The sequence below is a fragment of the Methylobacterium sp. GXS13 genome (assembly GCF_001455965.1).
Lineage (GTDB): Bacteria > Pseudomonadota > Alphaproteobacteria > Rhizobiales > Beijerinckiaceae > Methylobacterium.
Map to the genome: position 1 here is coordinate 1 of NZ_LKKO01000046.1, position 26930 is coordinate 26930.

The 26930-nt window shown below is 70.5% G+C and carries 24 protein-coding genes and 1 pseudogene; 13 read left to right on the forward strand and 12 right to left on the reverse strand.

Going from position 1 to position 26930, the window contains the following annotated elements; genetic code table 11:
* The first annotated feature begins 252 nt into the window (after nt 1-252).
* Complete coding sequence (locus AO398_RS16815; RefSeq protein WP_058193269.1) at nt 253-1005, forward strand: TerB family tellurite resistance protein; 753 nt, start codon at nt 253-255, stop codon at nt 1003-1005.
* A 5-nt stretch (nt 1006-1010) separates the two neighbouring features.
* On the opposite strand, the gene AO398_RS16820 is transcribed toward AO398_RS16815, so the two are convergent.
* Both AO398_RS16820 and AO398_RS16825 read right to left on the reverse strand, forming a co-directional pair.
* Complete coding sequence (locus tag AO398_RS16820) at nt 1011-1412, reverse strand: type II toxin-antitoxin system VapC family toxin (protein WP_058193270.1); 402 nt, start codon at nt 1410-1412, stop codon at nt 1011-1013.
* Complete coding sequence (locus AO398_RS16825; RefSeq protein WP_058193271.1) at nt 1409-1681, reverse strand: hypothetical protein; 273 nt, start codon at nt 1679-1681, stop codon at nt 1409-1411. The genes AO398_RS16820 and AO398_RS16825 overlap by 4 nt, the downstream gene beginning before the upstream one ends.
* A 120-nt stretch (nt 1682-1801) precedes the next feature.
* Between AO398_RS16825 and AO398_RS16830 the strand changes: the two genes are divergently transcribed.
* A complete protein-coding gene (locus AO398_RS16830) occupies nt 1802-2560 on the forward strand; it encodes an N-acetylmuramoyl-L-alanine amidase (protein ID WP_058193272.1) in 759 nt (252 codons plus the stop codon).
* A gap of 114 nt (nt 2561-2674) precedes the next feature.
* Here AO398_RS16830 and AO398_RS16835 read toward each other — a convergent pair whose 3' ends face one another.
* The 3 genes from AO398_RS16835 to AO398_RS16845 all read right to left on the reverse strand — a co-directional run bounded on the left by AO398_RS16835 (nt 2675) and on the right by AO398_RS16845 (nt 5719).
* A complete protein-coding gene (locus AO398_RS16835) occupies nt 2675-3706 on the reverse strand; it encodes a TerC family protein (RefSeq protein WP_058193300.1) in 1032 nt (343 codons plus the stop codon).
* A 158-nt stretch (nt 3707-3864) separates the two neighbouring features.
* Complete coding sequence (gene sugE / locus AO398_RS16840) at nt 3865-4185, reverse strand: quaternary ammonium compound efflux SMR transporter SugE (protein WP_058193273.1); 321 nt, start codon at nt 4183-4185, stop codon at nt 3865-3867.
* Nucleotides 4186-4195: 10 nt separating this feature from the next.
* Nucleotides 4196-5719: an MDR family MFS transporter gene (locus AO398_RS16845; RefSeq protein WP_201025788.1), complete on the reverse strand. Its 1524-nt coding sequence runs from the start codon at nt 5717-5719 to the stop codon at nt 4196-4198.
* A 272-nt stretch (nt 5720-5991) separates the two neighbouring features.
* On the opposite strand from AO398_RS16845, the gene AO398_RS16850 reads away from it, so the two are divergent.
* Nucleotides 5992-7221: a TIGR03862 family flavoprotein gene (locus AO398_RS16850; protein ID WP_058193274.1), complete on the forward strand. Its 1230-nt coding sequence runs from the start codon at nt 5992-5994 to the stop codon at nt 7219-7221.
* A 153-nt stretch (nt 7222-7374) separates the two neighbouring features.
* Here the strand turns inward: AO398_RS16850 and AO398_RS16855 are convergent, their stop codons facing one another.
* Nucleotides 7375-8223 carry a collagen-like protein gene (locus AO398_RS16855; RefSeq protein WP_058193275.1) on the reverse strand — a complete coding sequence of 283 codons (849 nt, stop codon included), beginning with the start codon at nt 8221-8223 and terminating at the stop codon, nt 7375-7377.
* A 231-nt stretch (nt 8224-8454) separates the two neighbouring features.
* On the opposite strand from AO398_RS16855, the gene AO398_RS16860 reads away from it, so the two are divergent.
* The 4 genes from AO398_RS16860 (at nt 8455) to AO398_RS16875 (ending at nt 15418) form a co-directional block, all read left to right on the forward strand.
* Nucleotides 8455-9234 (forward strand): hypothetical protein, encoded by a 780-nt coding sequence (locus tag AO398_RS16860; protein ID WP_058193276.1) that lies wholly within the window; start codon nt 8455-8457, stop codon nt 9232-9234.
* A complete protein-coding gene (locus tag AO398_RS16865; protein ID WP_244498808.1) occupies nt 9161-10714 on the forward strand; it encodes a DUF6504 family protein in 1554 nt (517 codons plus the stop codon). Before AO398_RS16860 ends, AO398_RS16865 begins: the two co-directional genes overlap by 74 nt.
* Nucleotides 10711-14028, forward strand: a complete 3318-nt coding sequence (locus AO398_RS16870; RefSeq protein WP_058193278.1) for an error-prone DNA polymerase — start codon at nt 10711-10713, stop codon at nt 14026-14028. The genes AO398_RS16865 and AO398_RS16870 overlap by 4 nt, the downstream gene beginning before the upstream one ends.
* A 370-nt stretch (nt 14029-14398) precedes the next feature.
* A complete protein-coding gene (locus tag AO398_RS16875) occupies nt 14399-15418 on the forward strand; it encodes a helix-turn-helix domain-containing protein (protein ID WP_058193279.1) in 1020 nt (339 codons plus the stop codon).
* A gap of 226 nt (nt 15419-15644) precedes the next feature.
* On the opposite strand, the gene AO398_RS16880 is transcribed toward AO398_RS16875, so the two are convergent.
* Nucleotides 15645-16010 carry a helix-turn-helix domain-containing protein gene (locus AO398_RS16880; RefSeq protein ID WP_058193280.1) on the reverse strand — a complete coding sequence of 122 codons (366 nt, stop codon included), beginning with the start codon at nt 16008-16010 and terminating at the stop codon, nt 15645-15647.
* 105 nt (nt 16011-16115) lie between these two features.
* Between AO398_RS16880 and AO398_RS16885 the strand changes: the two genes are divergently transcribed.
* From AO398_RS16885 to AO398_RS16900, 4 genes are all read left to right on the forward strand, one after another.
* Nucleotides 16116-16862 carry a glucose 1-dehydrogenase gene (locus AO398_RS16885; RefSeq protein WP_058193281.1) on the forward strand — a complete coding sequence of 249 codons (747 nt, stop codon included), beginning with the start codon at nt 16116-16118 and terminating at the stop codon, nt 16860-16862.
* 1041 nt (nt 16863-17903) lie between these two features.
* The gene (locus AO398_RS16890; protein WP_058193282.1) at nt 17904-19025 is read left to right on the forward strand and encodes a histidine kinase dimerization/phosphoacceptor domain -containing protein; all 1122 of its coding nucleotides are present in this window, start codon (nt 17904-17906) and stop codon (nt 19023-19025) included.
* Entirely contained in the window at nt 19022-19471 is a 450-nt protein-coding gene (locus AO398_RS16895; RefSeq protein ID WP_058193283.1) for a response regulator, read from the forward strand. Before AO398_RS16890 ends, AO398_RS16895 begins: the two co-directional genes overlap by 4 nt.
* A 44-nt stretch (nt 19472-19515) precedes the next feature.
* Entirely contained in the window at nt 19516-19980 is a 465-nt protein-coding gene (locus AO398_RS16900) for a hypothetical protein (RefSeq protein ID WP_058193284.1), read from the forward strand.
* Between the two features lie 200 nt (nt 19981-20180).
* On the opposite strand, the gene fae is transcribed toward AO398_RS16900, so the two are convergent.
* Both fae and AO398_RS16910 read right to left on the reverse strand, forming a co-directional pair.
* On the reverse strand, nt 20181-20720 hold the full coding sequence (fae, locus tag AO398_RS16905) for a formaldehyde-activating enzyme (protein WP_007560667.1): 540 nt from the start codon (nt 20718-20720) through the stop codon (nt 20181-20183).
* A gap of 65 nt (nt 20721-20785) precedes the next feature.
* A complete protein-coding gene (locus AO398_RS16910) occupies nt 20786-22030 on the reverse strand; it encodes a divalent metal cation transporter (protein WP_058193285.1) in 1245 nt (414 codons plus the stop codon).
* Between the two features lie 82 nt (nt 22031-22112).
* Here AO398_RS16910 and AO398_RS16915 point away from each other — a divergent pair, with 82 nt between their 5' ends.
* Nucleotides 22113-22328, forward strand: coding sequence for a hypothetical protein (locus AO398_RS16915; RefSeq protein WP_058193286.1), 216 nt, complete (start codon nt 22113-22115; stop codon nt 22326-22328).
* 37 nt (nt 22329-22365) lie between these two features.
* Here the strand turns inward: AO398_RS16915 and AO398_RS16920 are convergent, their stop codons facing one another.
* The gene (locus AO398_RS16920; protein ID WP_058193287.1) at nt 22366-22818 is read right to left on the reverse strand and encodes a hypothetical protein; all 453 of its coding nucleotides are present in this window, start codon (nt 22816-22818) and stop codon (nt 22366-22368) included.
* A gap of 171 nt (nt 22819-22989) precedes the next feature.
* A complete protein-coding gene (locus AO398_RS16925; RefSeq protein ID WP_058193288.1) occupies nt 22990-23586 on the reverse strand; it encodes a biliverdin-producing heme oxygenase in 597 nt (198 codons plus the stop codon).
* A gap of 297 nt (nt 23587-23883) precedes the next feature.
* Here AO398_RS16925 and lexA point away from each other — a divergent pair, with 297 nt between their 5' ends.
* Nucleotides 23884-24603: a transcriptional repressor LexA gene (gene lexA / locus AO398_RS16930; protein ID WP_058193289.1), complete on the forward strand. Its 720-nt coding sequence runs from the start codon at nt 23884-23886 to the stop codon at nt 24601-24603.
* Here the strand turns inward: lexA and AO398_RS16935 are convergent.
* Nucleotides 24597-26875: pseudogene (locus tag AO398_RS16935) on the reverse strand (ComEC/Rec2 family competence protein). The gene lexA and the pseudogene AO398_RS16935 sit on opposite strands and share 7 nt — an antisense overlap.
* Nucleotides 26876-26930 lie beyond the last annotated feature (55 nt).

The following is a 26930-nucleotide window of genomic DNA, read 5'->3' on the forward strand; positions in this document are numbered from 1 at the left end:
CGGCGGCGCCGGCGGCGCCATCGCGGTCGGCTCGACCGCGCCGCGCTGCCCCTACGGCACCTACCGCGACGCCTACGGCAACATCTACTGCCGCTAAAGCGCCCAGAGCGGGGGCCGGGCACGTCCCGGCCCTTCCGCGCCGCCTGAGGAGCGGCTATCCCGGCCCCGGCCGGGCGCGTCCCCGGCGCGGGACGCAAAGCCGTCGACCATGATCGCACCGAGTCCACGATCCCATTCGGGATCGCCCCGCCCATGAGCCAGGAGGCCAAGCCGCAGGGCAAGCCTCAGGGGCCCTGGGGCAAGCTCGGGGGTGCCGAGCTCGGGCTCGCCGTCGGCGGTCCCCTCGGGGCGCTGATCGGCGGCGTCGCCGGCCATTTCCTGGTCGACCGAATCGGCGCACCCTTCGGGCCGACGCCCCGCGACGTGGTGTTCACGACCGGGCTGGTGGCCCTCGCCGCCAAGATGGCCAAGTCCGACGGCGTCGTGCTGCCCTCCGAGGTCGAAGCGTTCGGCCGGGTCGTTCACGTCGAAGACTCGGCGCGGGCTGGCGTCGAGCGCCTGTTCGATTTGGCGAAGAAAACCACCAGCGGCTTCGAAGCCTATGCCCGCCAACTCGCGGCGACCTTCGGCGAGGAGCCTGCCCTCCTCGAGGATGTACTCGACGGCCTGTTCCAGATCGCCGGCGCCGATGGGGCCCTCCACGAGGCCGAGGAGCGCTACCTGCGCGCCGTGTCGGGGATCTTCGGCTTCGACGAGACCGCCTTCCAACGCATCGCGGCTCGGCACGTGCGGCTGCCGGACGACCCCTACGCAGTGCTCGGGCTCGACCGCGACGCCGACGAGGCGGCCGTGAAGGCACGCCACCGGGCGCTGGTGGCCGAGCACCATCCCGACCGGGCGCTCGCCCGGGGCCTCCCGGCCGACGCGGTGACGATCGCCACCAGCCGCCTGGCCGCGATCAATGCGGCCTATGACCGGATCGTGCAGGAGCGGGGGCAGCGGTGAGCACCTCAGGCCGCAGGGTCGGAGCAGGTGACGAGCCGCACCGGATACCGGGGGGCATGCCGATCCTCGGAGACGAACGTCGCGTCTTCACTGATCGCCGGCGCGACGAGCAGGTGATCGAACGGATCGCGATGATCGGGGTGCTTCGGCAGGCTGCTGAGCACCGCAAGATGTGCTGGTTGAATGTCCAATCGGACGAACTGGTCCTGCACGAGGGCTGCATCGATCTCCGCGATATTGGCCTGCAGCTTGCCGATCCGGACCTTGACGACGATTTCCCAGAGCGTGGCGACGCTGACCAGCACGTCGTTGCCGGGATCCGCGATCAGTGCACGCGCTTGGTGCCCAAGAGCGTCGCTGTCACCGAGCCACCAGAGAAGCGCATGCGTGTCGAGCAGGAGCCTCACGGCTCCTCGCCCTGCATCGACGCCAGCACCTCCGGCGGGAGGGTGTCGAAATCGTGGGCCATGCGGATCCGGCCGCGGAGCGTCCCGGGCGTCCGGGCTGCCCGAATCGCTTCAGCGGGCGGTCGAATCTCGGCCAAGACCTCGCCGCGCGCCGTGATCAGGAACGTGTTGCCGTCCCGGGCCTCGCGCAGGAAAGCGTCGAGGTTGCCCCGAAACGTCTTCACGCCGATGCGCCGGGGCGCCGCCTTTTCCCGTACCGGGCCGGCCATCGTCGACCTCCGCTGTTGCCCTGCATGTGGGCGCATCGTCCGAACGCCGTCAATGACGCGTCCGCGCGATCCGGAACTTTCGACGGCGCATCCGGGCGTGAACCATGGCACAAACCGGCCATGACGCTGACCCCGGACAGCCCCCTCGCCCGCCGCGTCGCGCCCTCGCCGAATCATGGCGAGCGCCACGGCCCGCCCCCCAACATGCTGATCCTGCACTATACCGGCATGGAGAGTGGGGCCGCCGCCCTGGCGCGGCTGCGCGATCCGCTGAGCGAGGTTTCGGCCCACTATCTCGTGTTCGAGGATGGCGGCATCGTCCAGATGGTGCCCGAGGCGCGCCGCGCCTGGCACGCGGGCCGGGGCGCCTGGAAGGGCGTCACCGACCTCAATTCCCGTTCGATCGGGATCGAGATCGTCCATCCGGGCCATGCCGGCGGGCTGCCGCCCTACCCGGAGGCGCAGGTCGCCGCGGTGATCGCGCTCGCCCGGGACATCCTGGAACGCTGGCCGATCCCGCCCGAGCGGATCCTGGCCCATTCCGACGTGGCGCCCGAGCGCAAGGAGGATCCGGGCGAGACGTTTCCGTGGGACCGCCTCGCCGCGGAGGGCGTTGGCCACAGCGTGCCGCCGGCCAGCCTGCGGGACGGACGGTTCTTCGCGCAGGGCGATGCCGGACAGCCCGTGGAGGCGCTGCAGGCGATGTTCGCGCTCTACGGCTACGACCTGCCGCTGACCGGTGTCTTCGACGCGCGCACGCATGCGGTCGTCACGGCGTTCCAGCGCCATTTCCGCCAGGCACGGGTGGACGGGGTGGCCGACGCCTCGACCATCACCACCCTGCGCGACCTGATCGCCGCCCTGCCGACACGAGGCTGAAAATCCCGAGGTTTCCAAAGGGCTCTGCCCTTTTGCGGGGTTCGGGGGCGGAGCCCCGAGACACCAGGCTCTGCCCCGGACCCGCAAAGGTCTCGACCCTTTGAAACCTGGACCTCATGCGCGGTGGGCGCCCGCCTCCTGGCGTGCCGAGCCGGAGACCGCCGGGGCCGGGGCGGCGCGGGGGGTGCGCCACAGGCTGTAGAGCACGCCGATCGCCAGCAACGACAGGGTCACCACCAGGGAGACCCAGGGCTGCACGTGGATCAGCCCGAACGTGTCGGCGACCACGATCTTGGCGCCGATGAAGATCAGGATGAAGGCGAGCGCGGTCTTGAGATACGCGAAGCGGTCGACCATCGCGGCGAGCGCGAAATAGAGGGCGCGGAGCCCCAGGATCGCGAAGATGTTGGAGGTGTAGACCACGAACGTGTCGGTGGTGATCGCGAAGATCGCGGGCACACTGTCGACGGCGAAGATCACGTCGGCGCCGTTGACCAGCACCAGAGCAAGGGCCAACGGGGTGAACCACAGGGCCTTCCGGCCGGTGGCCGGATCGGGCCGGCGGATCGCGAAATGCTGGCCATGCAGCTCGGGCGTGACCCGGAAGGTCTTCTTGATCCAGCGCACGATCGCGCTGTTCTGAAAGTCGCCTTCCTCCTCGGGACCCGAGAACAGGATCTTCAGGCCGGCGAAGATCAGGAAGGCGGCAAACAGCGACAGCACCCAGTGGACCTGGTGGACCAGGGCCGCGCCGAGGCCGATCATCAGGCCCCGCAGGAGCACGGCGGCCAGGATCCCCCAGAGCAGGACCCGGTGCTGGGCGGCGCGGGGGATGCCGAGCGCGGCCAGAATCATGGCGATGACGAAGACGTTGTCCATGGACAGCGACTTCTCGACCACGAGGCCGGTGACGTACTCTTCACCCGCCTGAGGCCCGAGATACCACCAGATCCAGCCGCCGAAGGCGAGGCCGAGGGACAAGTAGAAGCCGGTCAGCAGCAGGCTCTCCCGCACGCCGATCTCATGCTCCTTGTCCCGGTGCAGCAGCCCGAGATCGAAGGCGAGCAGGCAGGCGATAAGAACGTGGAAGCCGAGCCACATCCACAATGGCTTGCCGAGCCATTCGACGGTGAGAACGTCCATCATGTGCGGGACCTGATGCTGATTCCGGAAGGAAAGCATCGGCTCCGACATCACGGGCGCTGAACAGCGCCCGCCAGAGGGGCCCGCAGCCGATGGGAGCGAATTAAGCGGGCGAACCGGGCGATTCAAGGGCACGGCCGTGGCGGCCGGCGGACTCCGGCTCAGCTTTCCCCGGAGAGCTTCATCAGTACCAGGCCCGAGACGATCAGCGCCGCCGCAGCGATCCGCAGCGGGCTCGCGCTCTCGCCGAGCATCAGGATGCCGAGCAGGAAGGCGCCGACCGCCCCGATACCGGTCCAGACCGTGTAGGCGGTGCCCAGCGGCAGGCTGCGCATCGCAAAGGCCAGCAGGACGAAGCTGCCGAGAGCGGCCACGACCGTCACGATGCTCGGGATGAGCGCTGTGAAGCCCGCGGAGCGCTTCATCGCGTAGGCCCAGACCACCTCCAGCAGGCCGGCCGCGAGCAGGATCACCCAAGCCAAGATTGGAGCCTCATGTCGGGATCTCGGCGGTCGGCGCGCGGCCGGGCCTCGCCGCGGGACGCTCGCCCAGCGGGCGTTCTTCCATGTAGGCGAGGAACCCGAAGGCCGCCACCAGGCCGAAGCAGGCGGCTAGGAATACCCAGCGGAAGGTCAGGGCGAGCTGCGCGGGATCGCCGCCGCGGATCAGGCTCTCGACATCGTGCCCGGTCCCGGTGGCGCCGCCCAGCACGATCGTCCCGAAGGCGGCCACGATCAGCGCGCCGCCGAGCGAGCGGAAGAAATTCATCGCCGCGGTCGCGATGCCGAGCTGGTGGGGCGCCACCGCGTTCTGGATCGCGATGGTGGAGAGCGGCAGGATCGTCCCGATCCCCATGGAGAGCAGGGCGAACAGCACCTCCATCAGCCAGAACGGCAGCGCCCGCCCCTCCAGGGCGATGACGGCGCAGCAGGCGATGCTGAGGCTCATCATGGCGAGCGGCAGGCGCTTGTAGTGCCGGAACAGCAGCATCGACCGGCCCGAGAGCGTGGCCCCCGTGACGGTGCCGACCATCAGCGGCACCAGGGCCACGCCGGACTCGCTGGCGGTGAGCCCGATCACGCCCTCCAGGAAGATGGGCACGTAGATGGTCAAGCCGATGAAGGTACCCATCGCGAAGCAGGCGGACAGGGTGGCGCTGTAGACCACTCGGTCCTTCAGCACCTCCGTGGGGATCAGCGGCTCGGCCGCCGTGGCGAGCCGGGCCGCGAACCCGCCGCCTAGCACGGCCGCCAGGGCAAGCAGGCCGAGCACCGGAGCGGAGCCCCAGGGATAGCGCACGCCGCCCCAGCTCAGGGCCAGCAACAGGGTGGTCGAGCTCAGCACCAGCAGGACCGCGCCGGGATAGTCCAGCGTGTGGCGGCGCTCGTTGCGCGGCAGCAGCTTCAGCTTGGCGTTGGTCAGCGCGAAGGCGAGAAAGCCGATCGGCAGGTTGATCCAGAAGATCAGCGACCAGTGCAGGTGCTGGGCGAAGAAGCCTCCGAGCAGGGGGCCGGCCACCGAGGCCGCGACGAACACGCCGGCGATCACCACCTGGTAGCGCGCCCGCTCCTTGGGCGCCATGATGTCGGCCAGGATGGTCTGCGACAGGGCGATCAGCCCGCCGCCGCCGATACCCTGGAGGCCCCGGGCGAGCGCTAGGGTCACCATGGTGGGGGCCACCGCGCAGGCGAGCGAGCCGAGCACGAAGGTCGCGATGGCGATCAGCAGCATGATCCGCCGGCCGTGGATGTCGGACAGCTTGCCGTAGAGCGGCGTGACCGCCGTGGAGGCCAGCAGGTAGGCCGTGACGATCCAGGGGAGGTTTGCGGCATCGCCGAGAGCGAGCCCGATGGTCGGCATCGCGGTGGCCACGATGGTCTGGTCGAGGGCCGCGAGCAGCATCGCGGTCATCAGGCCGAACACGATCGCGCGGATCTCGAGGGGGCTGAGGCGCTCCCGGGCGGCGGCGGGGGCTGGCTGCGCCTGGATCCCGGTGACGGCGATGGGAGGGCCCACGTATCTTGACCTTTGGTCCGAGCTGCACGGCCGTCCGCATCCGTGTGGAATGGACAACTCGGCGAGAGGGATAAGTGCGCCGACGGCCCTCGGATACGAAGGTCGTCCATCTCCGCGAGGCGGAGAACGGAGAAGAACCTATCTGTGTCGCATTTTGGTTCCTACAGCTTCACGGGTGAACCTGCACGGCGCGTAGCGCACGCCTTTGCGTCCCGCCTCCTCCCAGCCCTTCCGGCTTGACAGGCAGAGGCGGTCTGCCCCTCTCCAGACGGATGCCGGACGACACACACAACATCGCCCAAGAGGTGACCATCGTGGGCGGCGGGCCGGCCGGGCTGGCTGCGGCCGAGGTGCTGGCGCAGGCCGGCCGTGCGGTCACGGTCTATGACCGGATGCCGTCGGTGGGCCGCAAGCTGCTGATCGCCGGGCGCGGCGGCCTTAACCTCACCCACAGCGAGCCGCGCGCGGATTTCCTGGCCCGCTACCATCCCGCTGGCCATCTCGACGCGGCCATCGCGGCCTTCCCCCCGGAGGCGCTGCGGGATTGGTGCGCGGAACTCGGCGAGCCGACCTTTGTGGGGTCGAGCGGACGGGTGTTCCCGACGAGCTTCAAGGCGTCGCCGCTGCTGCGGGCCTGGCTGACGCGGCTCGACCGGCTCGGCGTCCGGATCCGCACCCGCCACCGGCTGACGGCGATCGCCGAGGGGTCTTTTCATTTCGAGACGCCCGATGGCGCGGTCGAGATCCGGCCCCGGGCAGCCCTGCTGGCGCTCGGTGGGGCGAGCTGGCCGCGGCTCGGCTCGGACGGGCGCTGGGTGCCGCTCCTCGAAGGCCTCGGCGTGGAAGTCGCGCCCTTGGAGCCGGCCAATGCCGGCTTCGCGGTGGCCTGGTCCGACCTGTTCCGCGGGCGGTTCGCCGGCGCGCCGCTCAAGCGGGTGGCACTCGCCTGCGACGGCACGGCCGTGCGGGGCGAGGCGGTGATCACCCAGACCGGGATCGAGGGCGGAGCGGTCTACGCCCTGTCGCGCGTCCTGCGCACGGCGATCACCGCGCGAGGAAGCGCCCGCCTGATCGTCGATCTGCGTCCCGACCTGACCCGGGACGCTCTGGCCCGCCGCCTCGCCGAGGCGCGGCCGGGGGATTCGACTGCGACCCGTCTGCGCAAGGCCGCGGGGCTCTCGCCGGTGGCCGCGGGCCTGCTGCGCGAGGCGGCCGGTGCCCTTCCGGCCGAGCCCGAGGCGCTGGCCGGGCTGATCAAGGCCGCGCCCCTCGACCTCGTCGGCTCGGCTCCGATCGAGCGGGCGATCTCGACGGCCGGCGGGGTGCGCCTCGACGCCCTCGACGGCCGCGCCATGCTGCGCGCCCGCCCGGGCCTGTTCCTGGCCGGCGAGATGCTCGACTGGGAGGCCCCGACCGGCGGCTACCTGCTCCAGGGCGCCTTCGCAGGCGGCCGGGCCGCCGCCGCCGGGATGCTGGACTGGCTGCACGGGCCCGGCGGCTGATCGGGGCCGCTCCTATCGGGTTTCCGATCGTTTGCACGGTGGCGCAGGCTTTAGCCTTCACTTGGGCGTGCAGGCGGAATTCCCCTCGCCCCGCTTGCGGGGAGAGGGGTGAGCCCACGGCCTTCGAGAGGAAGAACGTGCCACCCGCTGCCATCACGGCCGGGTGCAGAACCCGACGATCCCCGAGGCTTCCGCCGGGCAGGTGGCGCCCTCCCCGTCATAGACCGGGGTGCCGGCCTTCAGGCAGTGGGCGGTGACCAGAATCTCCTCGGCCGGGCATGTGACGGTGCAGCCGCCCGCGCAGTCGGACCTGCGCACGGCCCGGAGGGCGGACGCGCCGGCCTCGCCTTTTGGCCCTGCCGCGCCGACCGGGCCGGTCGCGCCCTTGATTCCGACATCGCCCTTGGGGCCTGGCTCACCCCTAGGTCCCGGCTCGCCCTGGACCCCGGCTTCGCCCTTGGGGCCCTGATCCCCTTTGGGACCCTGATCCCCCTTGGGGCCCGGGATGCCCGGAGCGCCCGGCTCACCCTTGGGGGCCTGATCGCCCTTCGGGCCCGGCTCACCCTTCAAACCCGCCTCCCCGGGCGGCCCCGCGGCACCCTGAGGGCCGGGCGGGCCCGGGGGACCCTCGGCGGCGCAGTTGGCGACCACGGCCTCGCGCTCGTCCGGCTCGGCCTTGAGGGTCACCACGCAGGTCGGCGGCCGGTAGGGCACCCGGAAGGTGAAGCGCCCGCGCCGGTCGGCCTGGATCGAGATGTCGTCGTCCAGGACCACGAACGCCCCGGGCTTGCGCACAGAGCCCGAGACTCGCAGGTCGCCGGCCTCGATCCGGGCGTCGTAGACCATGATCGGCTGGCTTGGGACCGGGGCCTGCCGGGGTCTCGGCCTGGCTTGGCGCGGGCGTGGCTCGGAGGATGGGGCGGGGCCGGGATCGGACGGCTGCTGGGCGAAGGCCGCTCCGGAGAGGGCGAGCAGGATCGTCAAGGCGAGGGCTGGGCGCATGCTCGGACCGTGTCCGCCGCGTCTGGCGCGCGGCCACCGACTTGTGGTCCCGGGCCGTGGAGATGGTCAACCGTGGCTTTGGTCGCGGACGGCCCGGCCGATTCCACAGGCGTCCACATTCATCCACAGGCCAAGCCGCTGCCCCAGCGTCCGATTCCGCGACCCCACGGAATCGGTTTGAACATGTTCCTGTTATGTTCCTATCGTCCGGCATGATCGGAGCACGCGGAGATGGGGCCGGACCCTGCGAACCAGACCGGGCGGGATCCCGCTTTGGGAAGCCCCCGGGAGCGGCTGGCGGCCCTGCGGGCGCGCCTCGCGGGTCCGGGCGGCCCGGCGGCGCCGCCCCCGGTCCTGCCGTTGGGACTGCCGGCGATCGACGCACACCTGCCCGGCGGCGGCCTGGCGCTCGGGCCGCCGCACGAGATTGCCCCGATGGAGCCTGCGGACGCCGTCGCGGCCCTGGGTTTCGCCCTGGCGCTCTGTGCCGGCCGGCTTGCCCGGACGCAAGGTGCGGCGCTGATCGCCGCGGCGCCGAACCAGTCCCTGCCCCACGGCCACGGATTGGCCGGTCTCGGCTTCGATCCGGCCCGGTTGCTGCTGCTGGAAGCGGGCGGCGACGCGGAGGTGTTTCGCGCGCTCGAGGCGGCGCTCCACGCCCGGGCCCTGCCGGTGCTGGTCGGCCTCCTGGCGGACGGCCTGCCGTTGAAGCCGGGCCGGCGCCTGCAACTCGCCGCCGAAGGCGACGCGCCGCCGCTCCTGCTGATCCTGCGGCCCGCCGAGGCCGAGCTGCCCAACGGCGCCGCCACCCGCTGGCGGATCGCCTCGGCTCCGGCCGCCCGGGACCGGTTCGGGACCCTGGACAACCCGCGCTGGCAGGCGCGGCTCGAGCGCTGCCGCAACGGCCGCGGCGGCGACTGGCTTCTGGAGTGGGACCATGCCGCGCATCGTCTGCGTCTGCCTGAGCCACTGGCCCGTGACGCGGCTGCGGCGGGCCGGTCTCGCGCCTGACCGGGGCCCGCTCGCGGTGGCGGCCGAGGGGCCCGGTGGCCTGCGGCTCCTTGCCGTCGATCCGGAGGCGTCCGCCCTGGGCTTGAGGCCCGGCGAGCTCCTGGGCCGGGTCCGGGCGCGGGTCGGCGTGCCGATCCAAGTCTACCCCGCCGATGCCGAATCCGATCGGTCCGCGCTCCTGCGGCTCTGCCGGTGGGCGGAGGGCTACGCCCCGGTGGTGGCACCGTTCGGGCCGGCCGAGGCGGCGGACGGGTTTTACGTCGACATCGCCGGGGCGAGCCACCTGCGCGGCGGCGAGGGGCCCCTCGTGTACGATCTGGCCGGGCGTCTGGCGCGGTCGAAGATCCCCGCCCGGATCGCGCTGGCCGACACCCCCGGCGGCGCCTTCGCGCTGGCCCGCTACGGAGCTGCCGACCGGGTGGTCGTGCCCCCCGGTGAGGCCGCCCAGGCCCTGGGGGGGCTGCCCGTGGAGGCCCTGCGCATCCATACCGGCACGGTCTCGGGCCTGCGGCGGCTCGGCCTGCGCCGGGTCGGCGAAGTCGATGCCCTGGCCCGGGGGCCGCTGGCCCGCCGCTTCGGCGAGGCCCTGCTGCTCCGCCTCGATCAGGCGATGGGCCGGCGGCCCGAGCCCGTGGCGCCGCTCACCGAGGAGGCCACGTACCGGGCCGCCCGGGGCTTCCTCGACCCGATCGGCCGGCAATCGGACATTGTGATCACCGCCCGGCTGCTGATGGCGGAGATCGCCCCCCGGCTGGAGCGGGACGGGGTCGGCGCCTTTGCGCTACGCCTCGTGCTGCACCGGGTCGACGGGGTGATGCGCGTCCTCGATCTCGGCCTGTCCCGGCCCGAGCGCTGTCCCGAGCGCGTCGCCGCCCTGGTCGCCCTGCGCCTCGACCAGGCCGGCGCCGGTCTCGATGCCGGCTTCGGCTTCGAGACCGTGGACCTGACCGTCACGGTGACCGGCGCCCTGTCGGCCCGCCAGACGGAGCTCGGCGCGTCGCCCCAAGGGGACGGGATCGGCTTCCTGGCCGATGCCCTGGCACAGCGTCTCGGCCGGCCGCTCCTGCGCCTCGGGGCACAGGCGCGCCACATCCCGGAGCGGGCCGTCCACACCCTCCCGTGGACCGCCGATCCGCCCCCCTGGCCGGACCACCTCCCCTCCCGGCCCCTGGTGCTGTTCCCCCGGGGCGAGGCCGCCCTCGACGTTCTCTCCACGGTGCCGGAGGGACCACCCCGGCGCTTCCTCTGGCGCGCCCGGATCCACCGGGTCGCCCATGCCGAGGGACCCGAGCGGATCGCGGCGGAGTGGTGGCGCGTGCCCGGAACGGCCGCCGATGGGGAGTCCGGCGGAGCCTCCCATCAAGCCCGGGACTATTACCGGGTCGAGTGCGAGGCCGGCCGCAGGCTCTGGCTGTACCGGGACGGGCCGCATGCCCCCGGCCGCCCAGCCGCCTGGTTCGTCCACGGGCTGTTTCCATGACCGGCTCCGCGGAGCCGGGACTCCGGTACGCCGAGCTCGCCCTCACCACGAATTTTTCGTTCCTGCGCGGCGCCTCGCATCCGCAGGAATACGTCGTGCAGGGCGCGGCCTACGGGCTTGCGGCGATCGGGATCGCCGACCGCAACACCGTGGCCGGGGTGGTGCGGGCGCATGCGGCGGCGCAGGCGCTGGAGGCGGAAGGCTTGAAGATCCGCGTCCTGCCCGGCGTGCGCCTCGTCACCGAGGACGGGTTCGAGGCCGTGACCTATCCCGCGGACCGGCAGGCCTGGGGCCGCCTCTGCCTGCTGCTCACCCGGGGCAACCGACGCAGCCGCAAGGGCGAATGCCGCTTCACCTTCGCCGAGATGCTGGAGGCGGCCGAGGGGCAGATGTTCATCGCGATCCCCCCCCCTTGGCCACCAGGCCGGCGCCTGCGCCCCCCGGACGGTTTTTTGGGCCGGCTCGAAGCCTTGGCCGCGGCCGCCCCAGGCCGGACCTGGCTCGGGGCGAGCCACGCGCGGCGCGGCGACGAGCGCCGCCGTCTCGGGTTCCTCGCCGAGCTGGGCGAGCGCCACGGGGCGCCCATGGTCGCGGTCTCGGACGCGCTCTACCACCATCCCGAACGGCGCCCGCTCCAGGACGTGGTGGCCTGCATCCGCGAGGGCTGCCGGATCACGCAAGCCGGCTACCGCCTGGAGGCCAATGCCGAGCGCCACCTGAAGCCGCCGGACGAGATGGCCCGGCTGTTCGCCGACCACCCGGAGGCGCTGGCGAGAACGGTCGAGATCGCCCAGAGCTGCAGCTTCTCCCTCGGGCAGCTGCACTACGAATATCCCGACGAGCCGGTGCCGCCGGGCCGCACGCCGCAGGCATACCTGGAGGAGAAGACTTGGGAGCGGGCGCTCTGGCGCTATGCCGGCGACATCCCGGCCGCGGTCGAGGCGACGCTCCATGAGGAGCTGCGGCTCATCGCAAAGATGGACTACGCCCGCTACTTCCTGACCCTGTTCGACGTGGTCGAGTTCGCCCGGAGCAAGGGGATCCTGTGCCAGGGCCGCGGCTCGGCGGCCAATTCCGCCGTGTGCTTCTGCCTCGGCATCACGGCCGTGGACCCGTCCAAGCACCGGCTGCTGTTCGCCCGGTTCATCTCCGAGAACCGGGGCGAGCCCCCCGACATCGACGTCGATTTCGAGCACGAGCGCCGCGAGGAGGTGATCCAGCACCTCTACGACCGCTACGGCCGGGACCGCGCCGCCCTCTGCGCCACGGTGATCCATTACCGCCCGCGCATGGCGATCCGCGAGGTCGGCAAGGTCCTGGGGCTCACCGAGGACGTGACCGCGGCGATCGCCGACACGGTCTGGGGCTCCTGGGGCAAGGACGTGCCGGACAAACACGTGCGCGAGGCCGGCCTCGACCCCGACAACCCGATGCTCCGGCAGGCCCTCGATCTCGCGCACCAGCTGATCGGCTTTCCCCGGCACCTGTCGCAGCATGTCGGCGGCTTCATCCTGACCCGCGGGCGCCTCGACGAGACCGTGCCGGTGGGCAACGGTGCCATGGCGGACCGCACCTTCATCGAGTGGGACAAGGACGACATCGACGCGATCGGCCTGATGAAGGTTGACGTGCTGGCGCTCGGCATGCTGACCTGCCTCAAGCGCGGCCTCGATTTCCTGGAACGGGACCACGGCGCCTTCTACGAGACCCTCGCCGACCTGCCCCGGGAGGATCCCGACACCTACGCGATGCTGGCGCGTGCCGATTCCGTCGGCGTGTTCCAGGTCGAGAGCCGGGCGCAGATGTCGATGCTGCCCCGCCTCAAGCCCAAGGAATTCTACGACCTCGTCGTGCAGGTGGCGATCGTGCGCCCCGGCCCGATCCAGGGCGACATGGTCCATCCCTACCTGCGGCGGCGGTCGGGACAGGAGCCGGTGGTCTATCCGGCCCCGCATCCGGATCACGGGCCGGCGGACGAGCTGCACGCGGTGCTGCACAAGACCTACGGGGTGCCGCTGTTCCAGGAGCACGCGATGCAGATCGCCATCACGGCCGCCGGCTTCACCCCGGCGGAGGCCGACGGGCTGCGCCGGGCGATGGCGACCTTCCGGCATGTCGGCTCGATCGGCGGCTTCGAGGAAAAATTCGTCGGCGGCATGACCGGCCGCGGCTACCCGGCGGATTTCGCCCAGCGCTGCTTCGCGCAGATCAAGGGCTTCTCCACCTACGGCTTTCCGGAGAGCCACGCGGCGAGCTTCGCGCTCCTGGTCTACGCCTCCGCCTGGATGAAGTGCCGGCACCCGGACGTGTTCCTGGCCGCGATCCTCAACGCCCAGCCGATGGGCTTCTACCAGCCGGCCCAGCTGGTGCGCGACGCCCGCGCCCACGGGGTCGAGGTGCGGGGCGTCTGCGTCAATGCCAGCGCCTGGGACTGCACCCTGGAGCCGGCCGGGGATCCGAAGCGGCACGCGGTGCGCCTCGGCTTGCGACAGGTGAGCGGCCTGCCCGAGGCCGCGATGCACCGGCTCGTCCGGCTGCGCGCCAACGGCTATGCCAGCATCGAGGGCCTGCAGGCGGCCCTGGCCTTGCCGCGCAACGCCCTGGAGCGCCTGGCCGAGGCGGACGCGTTCCGGTCGCTGGGCCTCGACCGGCGCGCCGCCCTGTGGATGGTGCGCACGCTGGAGGGCACCTCCTCCCGCAAGGCCGCCAAGGCGGACGGGACCGAGCGCCGCGGCCATCTCCTCGACGCGCCGCTGCCGCTCTTCGCCTGGCACGCCGATGACGGCCTGTTCCGGCACGAGCCGCAGGTCGACCTGCCGTCCCTGCCCCTGTCCGAGGCGGTGGCCGAGGATTACGCCGCCACCGGCCTGTCGCTCCAGGGGCCCCCGGTCGCGTTCTTCCGGGGCCGGCTGGCCCGGATCGGCGCGATCCCGGCCCGGGCCCATTGCGACCCGGCCCTGCCCCAGGGCGCCCGGGTCACGGTGGCGGGCCTCGTGCTGATCCGCCAGCGGCCGGGCACCGCCAAGGGCGTGGTGTTCCTGACCCTGGAGGACGAGACCGGCATCGCCAACGTGATCATCTGGAAGACGGTGTTCGAGGCCAACCGCCGGGCCGCCATGCAGGCCCGCTTTCTCGCCGTGCGTGGTCGGGTCCAGCGGGCCGAGGGGGTGGTCCATCTGGTCGCCGAGGGGTTTCGCGACCTCACGGAGTCCTTGCGCGACCTGCGCGCCGCCGGGATGCGGCTGCCCCCCGAGACCACGGATTTCGGCGCGCCCCCGGACCGGCGGATGTATCCGAGCCGGGATTTCCATTGAGCGGCCTGCGGGAGGGGCCTCACCGTCCGTACACGTGCCGCGAAGCGATCCGGTGGACGAAATCCGGCGCCTGGTCCCATCCGGTGCCGACCCAACTCGGTCGCTCCAGCGACGGCACGCGCATCCTGAAAGCAGTCCGGCCACGATGCAGGCAACCCCGCCTCGCACCGCGGCCCAGCCGCCCGTCCGTGGTCATGTCGATCGACGTCGGCGCGTTAAAGGCTCATCTGGGGGGCCAAAGCGGTCATTCGCTTCGCTTGCGACGTTTTCGCACTTGGCAGACCGCACAGACGCATTTGGGTTGCCCTATCAAGGTGCCCCTATACAATACTCGTCCTTGAATAAGCTGGCTGATTCAGGATTTGGCTCGTTGAGTGCGGATGACACGACGGCTGAAAAAGGCCTGCCGTACTTCTTTCTGAAGACCTCAGGCCTGCCCCCCGGAGAAGCCTTCGAGCGATGGCGCACGCTCTGTGCGCCGATGTACGAGATCAGTCCGACCACACCATCCGCCCCGCTGCCGTTCGGCAGCAACATCACCTACCAGATCGGCGATCTCGTCACCCAGCGTTCGCTCCTTTCGACCCAGCGGATCCGGCGGGACCGCCGACGCGTCGACGCCGGTCCCGACCACTACATGGTCCAACTCTACCGATCCGGCCGTTTCCAGGGCGATGTCGGCGCCAAAGCGCTCTCGGCGACGCGGGGCACCGTAACCTTCATCGGTCGCCGTCAAGTGCTCGACGGCATGATCGACCGAGCCGACTTCATTGGCATCGCCGTACCCCGCACGCGCCTCCACGGGCTGCCCGTGGAGAAGCAAGACCTGCTCTTCGATGCGGCCCGAAACCGGCTCCTGGCCGCACGCATTCTGGACATCTACCGCCAATTGCCGACGACACGCGCTGATGCGGCTCCCGCTCTCGCCGATGCGTTCGTGGCCCTCCTGCACCGCGTCCTCGATACCTCGCAGGCCTCGGATGTGCTGGAAGGCCGCGAACTCGACGGCGGCCTGTTCGCGCTGGCCAGGACGATCGTGCAGGAACACCTGTCGCGGCCCACCCTATCGCCCGAGTTCATCGCCGGGCGGATGCAGATCTCCCGGACCACACTCTACCGGCTGTTCGAGCCGGAGGGTGGCGTGATGCACTTCGTGCAAGGCCAGCGCTTGGAGGCGGTGCGGGACGCCCTTGCCGATCCGATGGAGAAGCGCACGATCAGCCGGTTGGCCGAGGTGTTCGCTTTCAACACGATCTCGCAGCTCAGCCGCAGCTTCCGCAACCGCTACGGCGTCCCACCCCGGGCTTGGCGCGGTGAGCGCCGGGTGGCCCAACGGATCGGCGCTCAGGGGACGGAGCAACATGTCTGGAAGTGGCTGCGCGAAACGTGATGACCGCATCCGGGTATGACTGACAGGCGCCAGGAGCCGACGCGCGAGGCTGCTCCCGAGATCGGCCAAAGGTCATGACAGTGCGTTGCGCGACGTCCGCTTCGAACCCTTTGGTGCTGGCAAGCGGACCGTCCTGAACCCCCCCGAGCCGCCATGCCGGAAGCGACCCAACCCGGTCGCCGTCGGTGGATCGGAGCATTCTCGGAAGCGGACCTAGGTCGCGTCTTTATCGAGAAGTGCTCGTCTCCGCAGCACGCAAGTCGGGGCCGACGTCTGAAGCATAGGCATTGATGATCCCGGCCAGCAGACCGGGAAAGCGTGCCTCCACCTCGATCCAGCGGGAATGGTTGCGCACCTCGACGCCGTGACGTTCGCTGCGGATCAAACCGGCCTCGCGCAGAACCTTGAAGTGGTTGGACAACGAGGATTTTGGGATGACCCGGTCCCCGACGGCCGAGACGGCTGAACAGGCCTCGACACAGCCAGCCTGCATGATTTTGGCGAAGATGGCCGCGCGGCTCGGATCGGCGAGCGCGTGCAGGATCGCCTCTGGACGCACGTCTTCGATAGCTGGGTGAAACAGGGGTCTCATATTTCGTCCATATGGGGTCTTGAACGACGCTCCGTTAGTTCCGAAGTTCCGAACTATGGGTCAAGGGCTGCCATCCGGGAGCCCCCCATGTCGGAGATAGCACACATGTCGAAGCTTGAGGGCAAGGTCGCCGTCGTGACCGGAGCATCCAAGGGCATCGGTGCGGGGATCGCCAAAGCGTTGGCACAGGAAGGCGCCGCTGTGGTGGTGAACTACGCGTCCAGCAGGGCCGGGGCTGACGCCGTCGTGGCGGCAATCACCTCGGCCGGCGGCAGGGCCATCGCTGTCCAGGGCGACGTGTCCAAAGCCTCTGAGGCGCAGGGTTTGATCGAGGCGGCGGTGCGAGAGTTCGGGCGGCTCGACGTGCTGGTCAACAACTCCGGCATCTACGAGTTTGCGGCGATCGAGGAGGTCACCGAGGAACACTATCGCCGCCAGTTCGACGTCAACGTGCTCGGCATTCTGCTGTCGACGCGAGCGGCCGCGAAGCATCTCGGCGAAGGCGCGAGCATCGTCAACATCTCATCGGCGATCACGCACGTGCATACGCCGGCGGCGGCGGTCTACGCGGGTACGAAGGGCGCGGTGAACGCGATCTCGGGCGTCCTCGCCAATGAGTTGGCCCCGCGCAAGATACGCGTGAACGTGGTCAGCCCCGGCTACGTGGTGACCGAAGGCACCCACACGGCCGGCATCTCTGGCTCGGAGATGGAGGCCGGGATGGTCGCGCACGCGCGGCCCGGCCGCGCCGGCCACCCGGATGACATCGCGGGCGTCGTGACGTTCCTCGCGTCCGATGACGCGCGCTGGCTTACCGGCGAGAACATTACCGCCAGCGGCGGTATCCGCTGATACACAACAACTATACCTGCGCGCACGAGCCAGACAGACTGCGCGCAGGAGCGCAACGCAGGACGAGCGTTGTCGACCTACATCAACCATTCGATAGCGTCTGCTTTGCGGTCTCTCGTACCGGAAGTAGACCTTCGGCTTTCCACCCCGTGCAGACGGGGCCGAGCGTCCGGTTTCACCCACGCTGGTCCCTCCTGCGACGGCGGGACCAGCTGTCGACCCGAATCCGATCCCTTGACAATGTTCCTATTTTGTGCTCATTAGCCGTCACCTGTCCCTCGGTGCTTCGGGCGCGATCCCGCGGCACGCTTCGGGGGTCCGTCCGGGGGCTGACCGGCGGGCTCGGGGGATGGGGCGGTGCCCGCGTCGGTGGCTCTCAGCCGCCATCGCCCCGGGCGGCGAACCGATGCGGGGCGTGTCTCGGATGCGGGCGTGAGGTCGGGCGGCAGTTTGCCCGGCGGGGGCGGAAAAATGCTCCCGCGGCGACCCGGGTCTGGGCTGACCCTGAGCAACTTGCGGACCCGCCCACTACGAGGCGGAGGTCGGGTGAGAGACCACGGCGGTGAATGCGGGTTCCGGGGGCGTCTCGGCTGCGAAGCGGCTTGGCCAATGGTTTGGCCGAAGGCTTGGCCGTGCGGCTTGGGCGCCATGGGCAGTGACCGCTGGCATTGGAGTCGCAGGATCGGGGCGCTGACAAGACATCGCGACGAGAAAGACGGCAGCGGCCGGGGGTGATGCCCGGCCGGTGCCGCGGGTCGCCGCGGGGATCGGATCCCGCGCGTATCTGGCCGACACCTGGGTCCCCGCGGCGTCCCGCGTCCCTCGTGCTGGGTCTCTTGGGCCATGCCCCCGGCGCCGCGAGGCGGGTGGGGACGATGACGCGTGTGCGGGTGCGGCATCCTGTCTGGCGGAATCGCGCTGCAAAATGCACGGCCCCTGAACCCTTCGCGGGAATCGGCCGTTTAGGTCCCGGTCTGCGCGCCCGCAGGCTTGAGCCGATTGCCGGAGGTGACGAACGCCGGGCATGGAAGAGCAGGTTCGATGGAACAGCCCGACGCCTGGCACCAGACCGACCGGCTCGATACCGAACACGGCAAGGGTGATCCGTTCGCCGCCGCAGTCCGCGCCACGCGGATGGCCATGATCATCACCAACCCGCGCCTGCCCGACAACCCGATCGTCTTCGCCAACGACGCGTTCCTGCGGATGAGCGGCTACGAGCGTGCGGACGTGCTCGGCCGCAATTGCCGCTTCCTCCAGGGCGAGCAGACCGATCGCGGCGCCGTGGCGCTGATCCGCGAGGCCGTTCTGGCGCAGCGCGACATCGCCATCGACGTGCTGAACTACCGCAAGGACGGGGCGCCGTTCTGGAATGCCCTGTATCTCAGCCCGGTCGCCAACGAGGCCGGCGAGGTGCTGTTCTTCTTCGCCTCGCAGCTCGACGTCACCGACCGGGTGGATGCGCATCTGCGGGTCCAGCAGGAGAAGGACCATTTCGAGGCCGAGGTCGCCCGCCGGACCCGGGACCTGACCGAGGCCCTGGCGACGCAGACCATGCTGGTCCACGAGGTCGATCACCGGGTCAAGAACAACCTCCAGATGATCGCGGCCCTGCTCGCCATGCAGACCAAGGCGATCACCGACCCCGCGGCGCGCACCGCCATGGAGGCGATGCTGACCCGCGTGGAGGCCCTCGGCACGGTCCACCGCCGGCTCTACCAATCCAACAACGTCGAGCGCTTCGACGTCGCCGAATTCGCCCGCGACCTCGCCACCGACTTGGTCCGCGGCTCGGGCCTCGACCGCATCCGCCTGCACCTGGACCTCGAGACGGTGGAGATCCCGGTCGCCAAGGCCCCGCCGGTGGCGCTGATGATGAACGAGCTGATCACCAATGCGCTCAAGCATGCCTTCCCGGACAACCGGGCCGGCCGGCTGTCCGTGACGGTGGCGCCGGACGAGCGCTACTTCACCATCAAGATCGTCGACGACGGGGTCGGCATGCCGGTGCAGGTCATGGAGCAGCGCTCGTTCGGCAAGCGGCTGATCGGTACCCTGTGCCGTCAGCTCAATGCCAGCATCGCCTGGCAGGCGAACGACCCGGGCACGATCGTCAACGTCCGCTTGCCCCGCGAGATGGCGACCGGTCTGGAGGCCTCATGAGCGAGCCGATGCGCATCCTCGTCGTCGAGGACGAAGCCCTGATCCTGATGCAGATCGAGATGATGCTGGAGGAGGCCGGCTATCGTGTCGTGGGCACCGCCATGACGGCGACCGAGGCTATTGCCCTGGTCCACGAGACCCGGCCCGAACTGGTCCTGATCGATCTGCGCCTCGGCGACGATTCCTCGGGGGTGGACGTGGCGCATGCGGTGCGCGCCATCGGCGGCATCACGGCCGCGTTCATGACCGCCAACGCCCGGGCCCTCTCGGACGACCTGGAGGGCGCCACGGCGGTGATCGCCAAGCCGTTCACCGGCGCAGTGCTGGAGGAATCCCTGGCCTATCTCGAGGATTGCGTCCGCCGGCCGCCCCCGGCCGAGCTGGTGCCGACGGGGATGCGTTTGGCCCCGGCCCTGCTCAAGACCTTCGCCCAGATGCGGGCGTGAAGCCCGCCCTCGACAGACCGACCGCCCTGGCTAGAGTGCCGGCCATGCCACGCTTCGCCGTTCCACGCCCGTTCCTCGCCGCCCTCGCGGGTCTGCTGCTCCTGCCCGGTGCCGCACGGGCGGAACCGTGCGACGACCTCGCCCGCCAGATCGCCGGTGCGATCGGCGGCAAGGTCGGGAAGCGCTCCGGGCCGAGCATCGACATCCGCTTGGCCGGACCGATCCGGTTCGACGTGACCTGCCGGGCCGAGCCGATCGTGCAGGCCACCTCCGCCGAGCCCGCCCCCTCGGCGGCCTTCTTCCGCGACCTTGCGACAGCCTCCGAGATCCTGATCGGCGAGCCGGCCGCCCGGGTCGAGCCGATCATCGCCGACGCCTACCGGACCGCCCTGGCGGAGCGCCGCAAGTCCTTCATCCAGCAAAGCGGCTGGTCGGCCTCCTGCTATACGGACCCCGGCAGCAGCACGACGCGCACCCTCTGCTCGGTCGGGCGCATTCCGCCCCGCTGAGGCCGGCTTGACCGACGCTCTGGCCGGTTCGATCCCGGCGTCAAAGAGCCGGACGGAGTCGACCCTGACGGAGTGACCCGCGGCGCGCGCCGCTCGATCGTCACCAAAGCCTCCGGGCGTTCGTCGTCTCTCGGCCGGGCTCCAAAGATCGGCCGGGCAAAGTCTACGCCCGCACCACGCTGGCGCGGGCGCGGGGCTGATCAATACTCGATCACGTCCTCGAGCGCGTAGTGCTTCACGGTCTTCCGGTTGGCGATCAGTTCGTCCACAGTCGGCTCGCCCTTCAGGGCGCGGGCGATGGCGAGTTTCGTCGCCTCATAGTTCGTCCGGTACAGGTCCTTGCGGTCGAGATTGTCGTCCTCGGCGCAGCGGGGGTCGAGCCAGATCATGATGATCATGCACAGCTCGTCGAGCCCGTCCTTCGGTAGAACGCCCTCGATGATGCAATCCACGATCGCGTCGCCGGTGGCGGCCTGGACGACGCCGCCGAGCAGCTCGACATACTCGGCGGTGTGGATCGTCGCCTTGGTGGTCATCATCGTGGCCGGGCGCACCAGCTGGTTGAGATCGCGCACCACGAACATCCGGGTATGGCCCTGGACCTGCCCCATCATCGAGGCGAAGGCCTGACCCACCGGCCCGCGCACCGAGCCGATCAGCACCTCGGGCATCGCATCGGTGTACTGCCCCTCGGCCGCCAGCACCGTGGCCTCGCCCGTGCGGAACCAGATCTCTTGCATGTGTCGCGACTCCCCGTGTCAGGTCGCCCGGGGGAGACATCATCGGGGCGGCGGCGTCAATCGGTTCAGAGCAGGCCGACCCCGTCGAGGACGCCGACCATGGCGAACGCCACGGTCAGGCCGGACACGCCGTAGACCACCCATTTGTAGGCGCCCCGCACCCGCCGATCCTCCGGAAGGGCCCGCGTGGCCAGCAGGATCAGAAGGCCTAGCGCCAGTGGCAGCAGCAGCGCGTTCATCACCTCCACGGCGATGTTGAGCGCCACGAGATTCGTCACCAGCTCGACGGCGACAGCCCCCGCCACGACCACCAGCGCGAAGGCACCGTAGAAGACCGGCGCCTCGCGGGGCGACTGTTCGAGGGAATGCGGTCGGCCGGTCACGTCGCCGAAGCCCCAGGCAAGCGCCAGCGCGACGACGTTGAGGGCCACAAACGCGGCCGCGACGATGCCCACCCCGAACACCACCTGCCCGAGCCAGGGGCCGAGCGCGGGCGTGAAGGCGCCGGCCAAGTCACCCACGGTCTCCAGGCCGTTCTTGGTCCCCTGCCCGGCCTGACCGATCGTTGCGGCGGCCGCGATCAGGATCGCGCCCATCACGCATTGGGAGACCACGGCCCCCACGAAGGTGTCGAGCCGCGCGTTCCGGGCATGGTCCCAGCCGAGGCCTTTGTCGACGATCGCCGATTGCTGGTAGAAGATCATCCACGGCATGATGACCGCGCCGATATTGGCGGCGATCAGTACCCGGTAGGAGCTGTCCCCGAGGGGGATGTGGGCAAAGGAGGCGACGATGTCGCCCGGGTTCGGCCGGGCCGCGACGGCGAGCCCGATAAAGACGAGTTCGAACAGCCCGACTGCGATCGCCACGACCTCGACGCGCCGGTAGCCCCCGGTGAACACCAGCCCGAGAAGCAGGGCAACGGGCAGTCCGAGGCTTGCGATTCGCGGCACCCCGAACAGGTCGCCGATCCCGGCAATGCCGGAGAACTCGGTGACGATCGCTCCGACCCCGGCGATCACGAGGCCGGTATACGACACCCAGGCCCAGACCGGCCCGTAATGCGCACGGATCAGCTCTCCGTGGCCACGACCGGTCGCGGTCCCCAGGCGGACCGTCAGCTCCTGAACGATGTACAGGATCGGTACGAGCAGGATCTGCAGCAGCAGCAGGGAGTAACCCCACCGGGCACCACTCTGTGCCGCCGTTATGAGGCTGCCGACATCCGTATCGGCGAGCATCACGACGAGACCGGGGCCGGCGGTCTTGAGGAAGGTGGACAGGCGAGGCAGGGAAGCGGCGTTCGGCACGGCTCAGGAACAGTCCCGGGCGAGGGCCGTTCCGGCGGGAGCCTGCGGCGTTTTTTCAGGTCCGGCGGGCGGGAGAGAAGTGATGGCGGAGAGCACGGATCGAGGAGGCGGCTGGAGCCTTCAGGCGAGCGCCGTGCCGGACGGGGTGCGGCTCGAACTGGCCTTGGCCGATCTCGGCGGCGGCCCGGTTACGGCAGCGATCGTGCTGGATCGGTCGGAGGCCCGCGCCTTCGCCCGAGCCCTGCTGGCTGCCGCCCGCGACGCGGCCGAGCGCACCTTTCCCAAGCCCGGCTCTTGACGATCGATCTCAGGCCGGGCGCCGCTGGCCCGGATCCCTATTGGACGAAGCCCGGATTGCGGCCGGGCAATCGCGGCACCACCGTGCCCCGCTTCTCGATTGGCCCGTCGCAGGCATAGGCGAATTCGCTCTTCTGCGGATCGAACACGGTCTCGCCGGTGATCCGGCAATCCTCGCGCACGGTCTCGTCGAGATAGGCACGGGCAGCGGTGCGAAACCGCGTCACCCGGCTTGCCGCCGGATCTGGATCGATCCGCACGTCGCTCAGATTGCAGCCGGCATATTCCCGCAGGGCGTTGGAGACGATCAGCATCCGGCGGATCTGCCGGTTGTCGTAGACTTCGTAGGGTTCCTTGCAGCCGATGGTGACGACCTGCGGCGCGAGTGCGACGTAGTTCCGCGAGATATACGAGAACCCGGTGGTGCAGCCGGCCAGCCCCAGGCCGACGGTCACCAAGCCGATGGGCAGCAGAGCCGCGCGCCGTCGCATCCTCGTCATCCCAAGCCCAATTCCAGCCCCGTCGCGAAGCCGACGCCCGGCGGAAGCACCGTGGTGCATTGAAACGGCCCCGCTTGACCAGTCAATGCGTTTGTCGCCCCGAACGGCTTGGCGCACGCAAGCGGTCCGCGTTGTTGCGACGGGGCGGTGGATGGCGCAGCCTCAGTCGCCGAACGCATCGCCAACCAGACGATGCACGTAACGGAACGCCTCCGTCGCCCCGGCTGCGGCGCGTGCCTCGCCGTCGGCCGCGAGCGCGATCCGGTCGAGGGCCGTCGTGAATTGCCGCCAGTGCAGCCCCCGGCCATCCGGATGCCCGGCGAGGTGGCGGGCGCCGTGGGCCTCTGAAAGGCCGAGCTTCCGGGCTTCCTTGAGCAGGATGGCCGCGCCGAGATTCGAGCCTTCGGCGACATAGAGCCAACCGAGGCCGGCCGCGGGATCGATCGCGTCCCCGCGCAGCCTGGGCTCGTCGAGGACCCGGCCGGTTACGTCGCACAGGTCCTGCGTGATCAGCGCAAGACGGCGCCTTCCGTCGAGATCGGGCAGGACGGGCCCGAGCGCGCCGTCGTGATAGAGCGGATCGACCCGTGCGTGAAAGCGGTATTGAACCTGGAGGAACAGCGCGTACCGCTCGAGGCTCGCGAAAGGCTGGCCCGCCATGACGCGCCGGTCGAGCTGATCATGGGCCGCCGCGGTCGCAGACCGCAGGCGCTTCACGCGGCTGCCTGCTTCGACCGTATCGGATGTTGAAACGTCCATGCGACCCATGTCTTGCATTCGGCACCCGGTCATCCACCGTGGTCGAGGCGCACTCTGCCCAGGTTGAGGGGGCCCTTGCCGTCCGGCGCGAACCTTCATAGCGTCCCGACTATCCGATGCGATTCAGGTCACCGTGAGGCCGACCGGCAGACTGTGTAGGCTCGCGCGTCGGAGCGCCCCGGCCCATCAAGCTTGGCCGGATGAGGCTTGCAGAACACTTGCGGAACGTTTAACGTGTTCGTGATTTGTTTCTGAGGCCGCGTCGATGCGGTCCGCCAAGCCGCGAGTCCCCCGTCGATGCTCACGCGCAAGCAATTGGACCTCCTGCGTTTCATTCAGAGCCGCATGCAGGAATGCGGCGTCCCTCCCTCGTTCGACGAGATGAAGGATGCCCTCGATCTGAAGTCCAAGTCGGGCATCCACCGGCTGATCACGGCCCTGGAGGAGCGCGGCTTCCTGCGGCGCCTGCCGAACCGGGCTCGGGCCATCGAGGTGATCCGCATCCCGGAGAGCCTGTCCCAGCCTGCCGCGCCGCCCGCAGAGCCCCGCCGCTTCACCCCCAGCGTGGTCGAAGGCGGCAAGTCCAAGCTGCCGGCCCAGCCCCCGACAACCCGGATGATCGACGACGGCGGACGCGCCATCTCGATTCCCGTGATGGGCCGGATCGCGGCCGGTACGCCGGTCTCGGCGATCCAGAACCAGAGCCACGCCATCACCATGTCGCCGGACTTCCTGGCCGGTGGCGAGCATTACGCCCTCGAAGTGCGCGGCGACTCGATGGTCGATGCCGGCATCCTCGACGGCGACCTCGTGGTGATCCGCAAGCAGGACACGGCCAACACCGGCGACATCATCGTGGCCTTGATCGACGACGAGGAGGCCACGCTGAAGCGCCTGCGCCGTCGCGGCTCCTCGATCGCCCTGGAGGCCGCCAACCCGGCTTACGAGACCCGCGTTCTGGGTCCCGACCGCGTCCAGATCCAGGGTCGGCTCGTCAGCCTCGTCCGCCGCTACTGAAGGGGCTCGGCCGGGACAGCGCCCGGGGTGGCATCCGCGCCGGCTGCGTCCGGCTCCGCCGGGATCGGGTCGCCGGGGCCGGCAGGCCGCTCCGGGCGCGGCGGCGGTGATGCCCCGGCCGTGGATGAAGGCCGCCACGGCATCGCGCGTCCTTGGCCACTTGCATAGCGTGCCGTGAACCCCGCGTGTTCGGCCCGAAGGGCGACAGCGCCATGGACGGCGAGAACGCGCAGGTCGATCACCAACGGCCCCGTGCAGGTCGGTGGGGCGGCCAGCCGTGTGATCAGCACGGCTGCCCGGGCGCAATCCTCCGCGAAAGCGCGCCGATCGCGGACCAGGGCGACGGCGCGCCCATCCGGCAGGCGCGTGGTGCATCCGAGTCTGTCGCATTGGCCGCCCTTCGCGGCACCGCCAATCACCGCTTTGGCCGGCCGTCCGTCGCCATCCGCCTTCAGCCATTGTTCCAGGACGAAGGCAGAGGGGCTGCCCAGCACCGACAAAGAACCGTTCGGTCCGCGGATCGCTGCGCCGCCACCCTGCCGGTCGATGTAGAGGTCAAAGCGCTTCGGCATCGCGGCGTGGCCGAGCCCGAGCAGGGCGGGCGGCAGGGCGAGCCAGCGCAGTCGTGAGACCAGGAGGGCCGCCAGGAGCAGCCCGGCCGCCAGCAGCGCCAGCGCGCCTGTGCCGAAGGCCGGCAGCACCAGGGTGGCGCGATCGAAGCCTGCGATCCATTCGGAGATCGCCAGCATGCCGCCCACCGCCTGCCCCATCAGCCACCAGACGGGCCGGTCGAGGGCGAAGGGATAGGCCAGGATCCCGATCACCGCCGCGGGCATCACCACCAGCGATACGAGCGGCAGGGTCAGGGCATTGCCGATCAGCCCGAACGGCCGGATCGTCTGGAAATGATAGGTGGCGAACGGCGCGGTGGCGATCTGCGCCATTAGGGTCGTCGCCAGGGTGCCGACCACGGCCGAGAGGCCGGTGCCGACGAGCCGCTCGATCCGCCCTGCCCCAGGGCGGCGGAACAGGCGTCCGTCGATCAGCCGGGCGCAGGCGATCAACCCGGCCACCGCCCCGAACGACATCTGGAAGCTCGGTCCGAGCAGCCCCTCCGGCTCCCGCGCCAGGGCGATCAGGGCGGCCAGCGCGAGGTTGCGCATCGACAGGGCCGGCCGGTCGACCAGGATCGCCCCCAGCATGATCAGGGTCATGATCAGCGAGCGCTCGGCGGCGATGTCCCAGCCCGAGAAGGCGCAATAGGCGGTCACCCCCAGCATCGCGAACCCGGCGGCGATCTTCTTGATCGGCCAGACGAGGGCGCAGAACGGGACCAGAGCCAGGACCGCCCGCACCAGCCAGAACACCACGCCGGCGGCCAGCACCATGTGGAGCCCGGAGATGGAGACGACGTGATAGATGCCCGCGGCCCGGAGCGCGTCGTTGGCGGCCGGTCCGATCAGCCCGCGCTTGCCCGTGACGAGCGCCGCAGCCACCGCCCCGGCCTGGTCGCCCTTGGCCTGCGCGATCCGGCGGGTCAGGGCGTTGCGGGCGTCGTCCAGCAAGGCCGCGAGCCGCAGGCGCAGGGGCGGCGGTGCAGGCGGCTCCCGGACCGTGATCGCGCCGATCAGCGAGCCTACCGCGCCGATGCCCTGGAAATACGCGTCCCGGGCGAAGTCGTAGCCCCCCCCGGCCGCGCCGCCTCGGGGGGCGGCAGCAGCCGCGCGGTGGCCGCGATGAAGTCCCCGGGCCGCAGGGGCGGTGCCTTGCGGAAAGAGACCCGCACCCGGACCGGTCTCGCTGCTGGGGAAAGTCCGGCGAAGCTCTCCGTCCGGATCACCAGGCGGGCGCCGACCTCGCGCTCGTCCAGAGACTCGATCATTCCGGTGAGCGGTCCGATTGTTGTGTGGCTGAGGATCGGGGCGGCCACCTGCGCGACGCGCTAGGTCGCCGCCGCAAAGCCCAGGAAGCCCGCCGTCAGTGCCAGGGTGCCGGCCAGGGCTGCCGGCCGCGCCCCCAGGAACGGGACCGGCGCGGCGGCCAGAGCCGCCCCGATGAGAGGCGCGGCGAGCCACGGCGTTCCGTCCACACCCGCAAAGAATATCAGGATCCCGGCGCCGAACGCCACCGCCAGCCAGGGGAACAGGCGGCGCTGCTCGACCTCCTGGGCGAGACCCTCGGTAAACCACGTGCCCAACGCCGGCACCAAGACGGCACGCGGGCCGACCAGCGCCACCGCGCCGTCCGCCTGCCTCGCGCCGATCCGCCGCATCCGCCAACGCCTCGAACCGAGCGACTCGGCGCCGGCGCAGGATTCTTAACGCACC

Excerpts from the sequence above, each read along its gene's own strand:
- AO398_RS16815 (WP_058193269.1), top strand. The coding sequence starts at position 253 with ATGAGCCAGGAGGCCAAGCCGCAGGGCAAGCCTCAGGGGCCCTGGGGC.
- AO398_RS16825 (WP_058193271.1), bottom strand. The coding sequence starts at position 1,681 with ATGGCCGGCCCGGTACGGGAAAAGGCGGCGCCCCGGCGCATCGGCGTG.
- AO398_RS16830 (WP_058193272.1), top strand. The coding sequence starts at position 1,802 with ATGACGCTGACCCCGGACAGCCCCCTCGCCCGCCGCGTCGCGCCCTCG.
- AO398_RS16835 (WP_058193300.1), bottom strand. The coding sequence starts at position 3,706 with ATGATGGACGTTCTCACCGTCGAATGGCTCGGCAAGCCATTGTGGATG.
- AO398_RS16850 (WP_058193274.1), top strand. The coding sequence starts at position 5,992 with ATGCCGGACGACACACACAACATCGCCCAAGAGGTGACCATCGTGGGC.
- AO398_RS16855 (WP_058193275.1), bottom strand. The coding sequence starts at position 8,223 with ATGCGCCCAGCCCTCGCCTTGACGATCCTGCTCGCCCTCTCCGGAGCG.
- AO398_RS16860 (WP_058193276.1), top strand. The coding sequence starts at position 8,455 with ATGGGGCCGGACCCTGCGAACCAGACCGGGCGGGATCCCGCTTTGGGA.
- AO398_RS16865 (WP_244498808.1), top strand. The coding sequence starts at position 9,161 with ATGCCGCGCATCGTCTGCGTCTGCCTGAGCCACTGGCCCGTGACGCGG.
- AO398_RS16870 (WP_058193278.1), top strand. The coding sequence starts at position 10,711 with ATGACCGGCTCCGCGGAGCCGGGACTCCGGTACGCCGAGCTCGCCCTC.
- AO398_RS16880 (WP_058193280.1), bottom strand. The coding sequence starts at position 16,010 with ATGAGACCCCTGTTTCACCCAGCTATCGAAGACGTGCGTCCAGAGGCG.
- AO398_RS16885 (WP_058193281.1), top strand. The coding sequence starts at position 16,116 with ATGTCGAAGCTTGAGGGCAAGGTCGCCGTCGTGACCGGAGCATCCAAG.
- AO398_RS16890 (WP_058193282.1), top strand. The coding sequence starts at position 17,904 with ATGGAACAGCCCGACGCCTGGCACCAGACCGACCGGCTCGATACCGAA.
- AO398_RS16895 (WP_058193283.1), top strand. The coding sequence starts at position 19,022 with ATGAGCGAGCCGATGCGCATCCTCGTCGTCGAGGACGAAGCCCTGATC.
- AO398_RS16900 (WP_058193284.1), top strand. The coding sequence starts at position 19,516 with ATGCCACGCTTCGCCGTTCCACGCCCGTTCCTCGCCGCCCTCGCGGGT.
- fae (WP_007560667.1), bottom strand. The coding sequence starts at position 20,720 with ATGCAAGAGATCTGGTTCCGCACGGGCGAGGCCACGGTGCTGGCGGCC.
- AO398_RS16915 (WP_058193286.1), top strand. The coding sequence starts at position 22,113 with ATGGCGGAGAGCACGGATCGAGGAGGCGGCTGGAGCCTTCAGGCGAGC.
- AO398_RS16920 (WP_058193287.1), bottom strand. The coding sequence starts at position 22,818 with ATGCGACGGCGCGCGGCTCTGCTGCCCATCGGCTTGGTGACCGTCGGC.
- AO398_RS16925 (WP_058193288.1), bottom strand. The coding sequence starts at position 23,586 with ATGGACGTTTCAACATCCGATACGGTCGAAGCAGGCAGCCGCGTGAAG.
- lexA (WP_058193289.1), top strand. The coding sequence starts at position 23,884 with ATGCTCACGCGCAAGCAATTGGACCTCCTGCGTTTCATTCAGAGCCGC.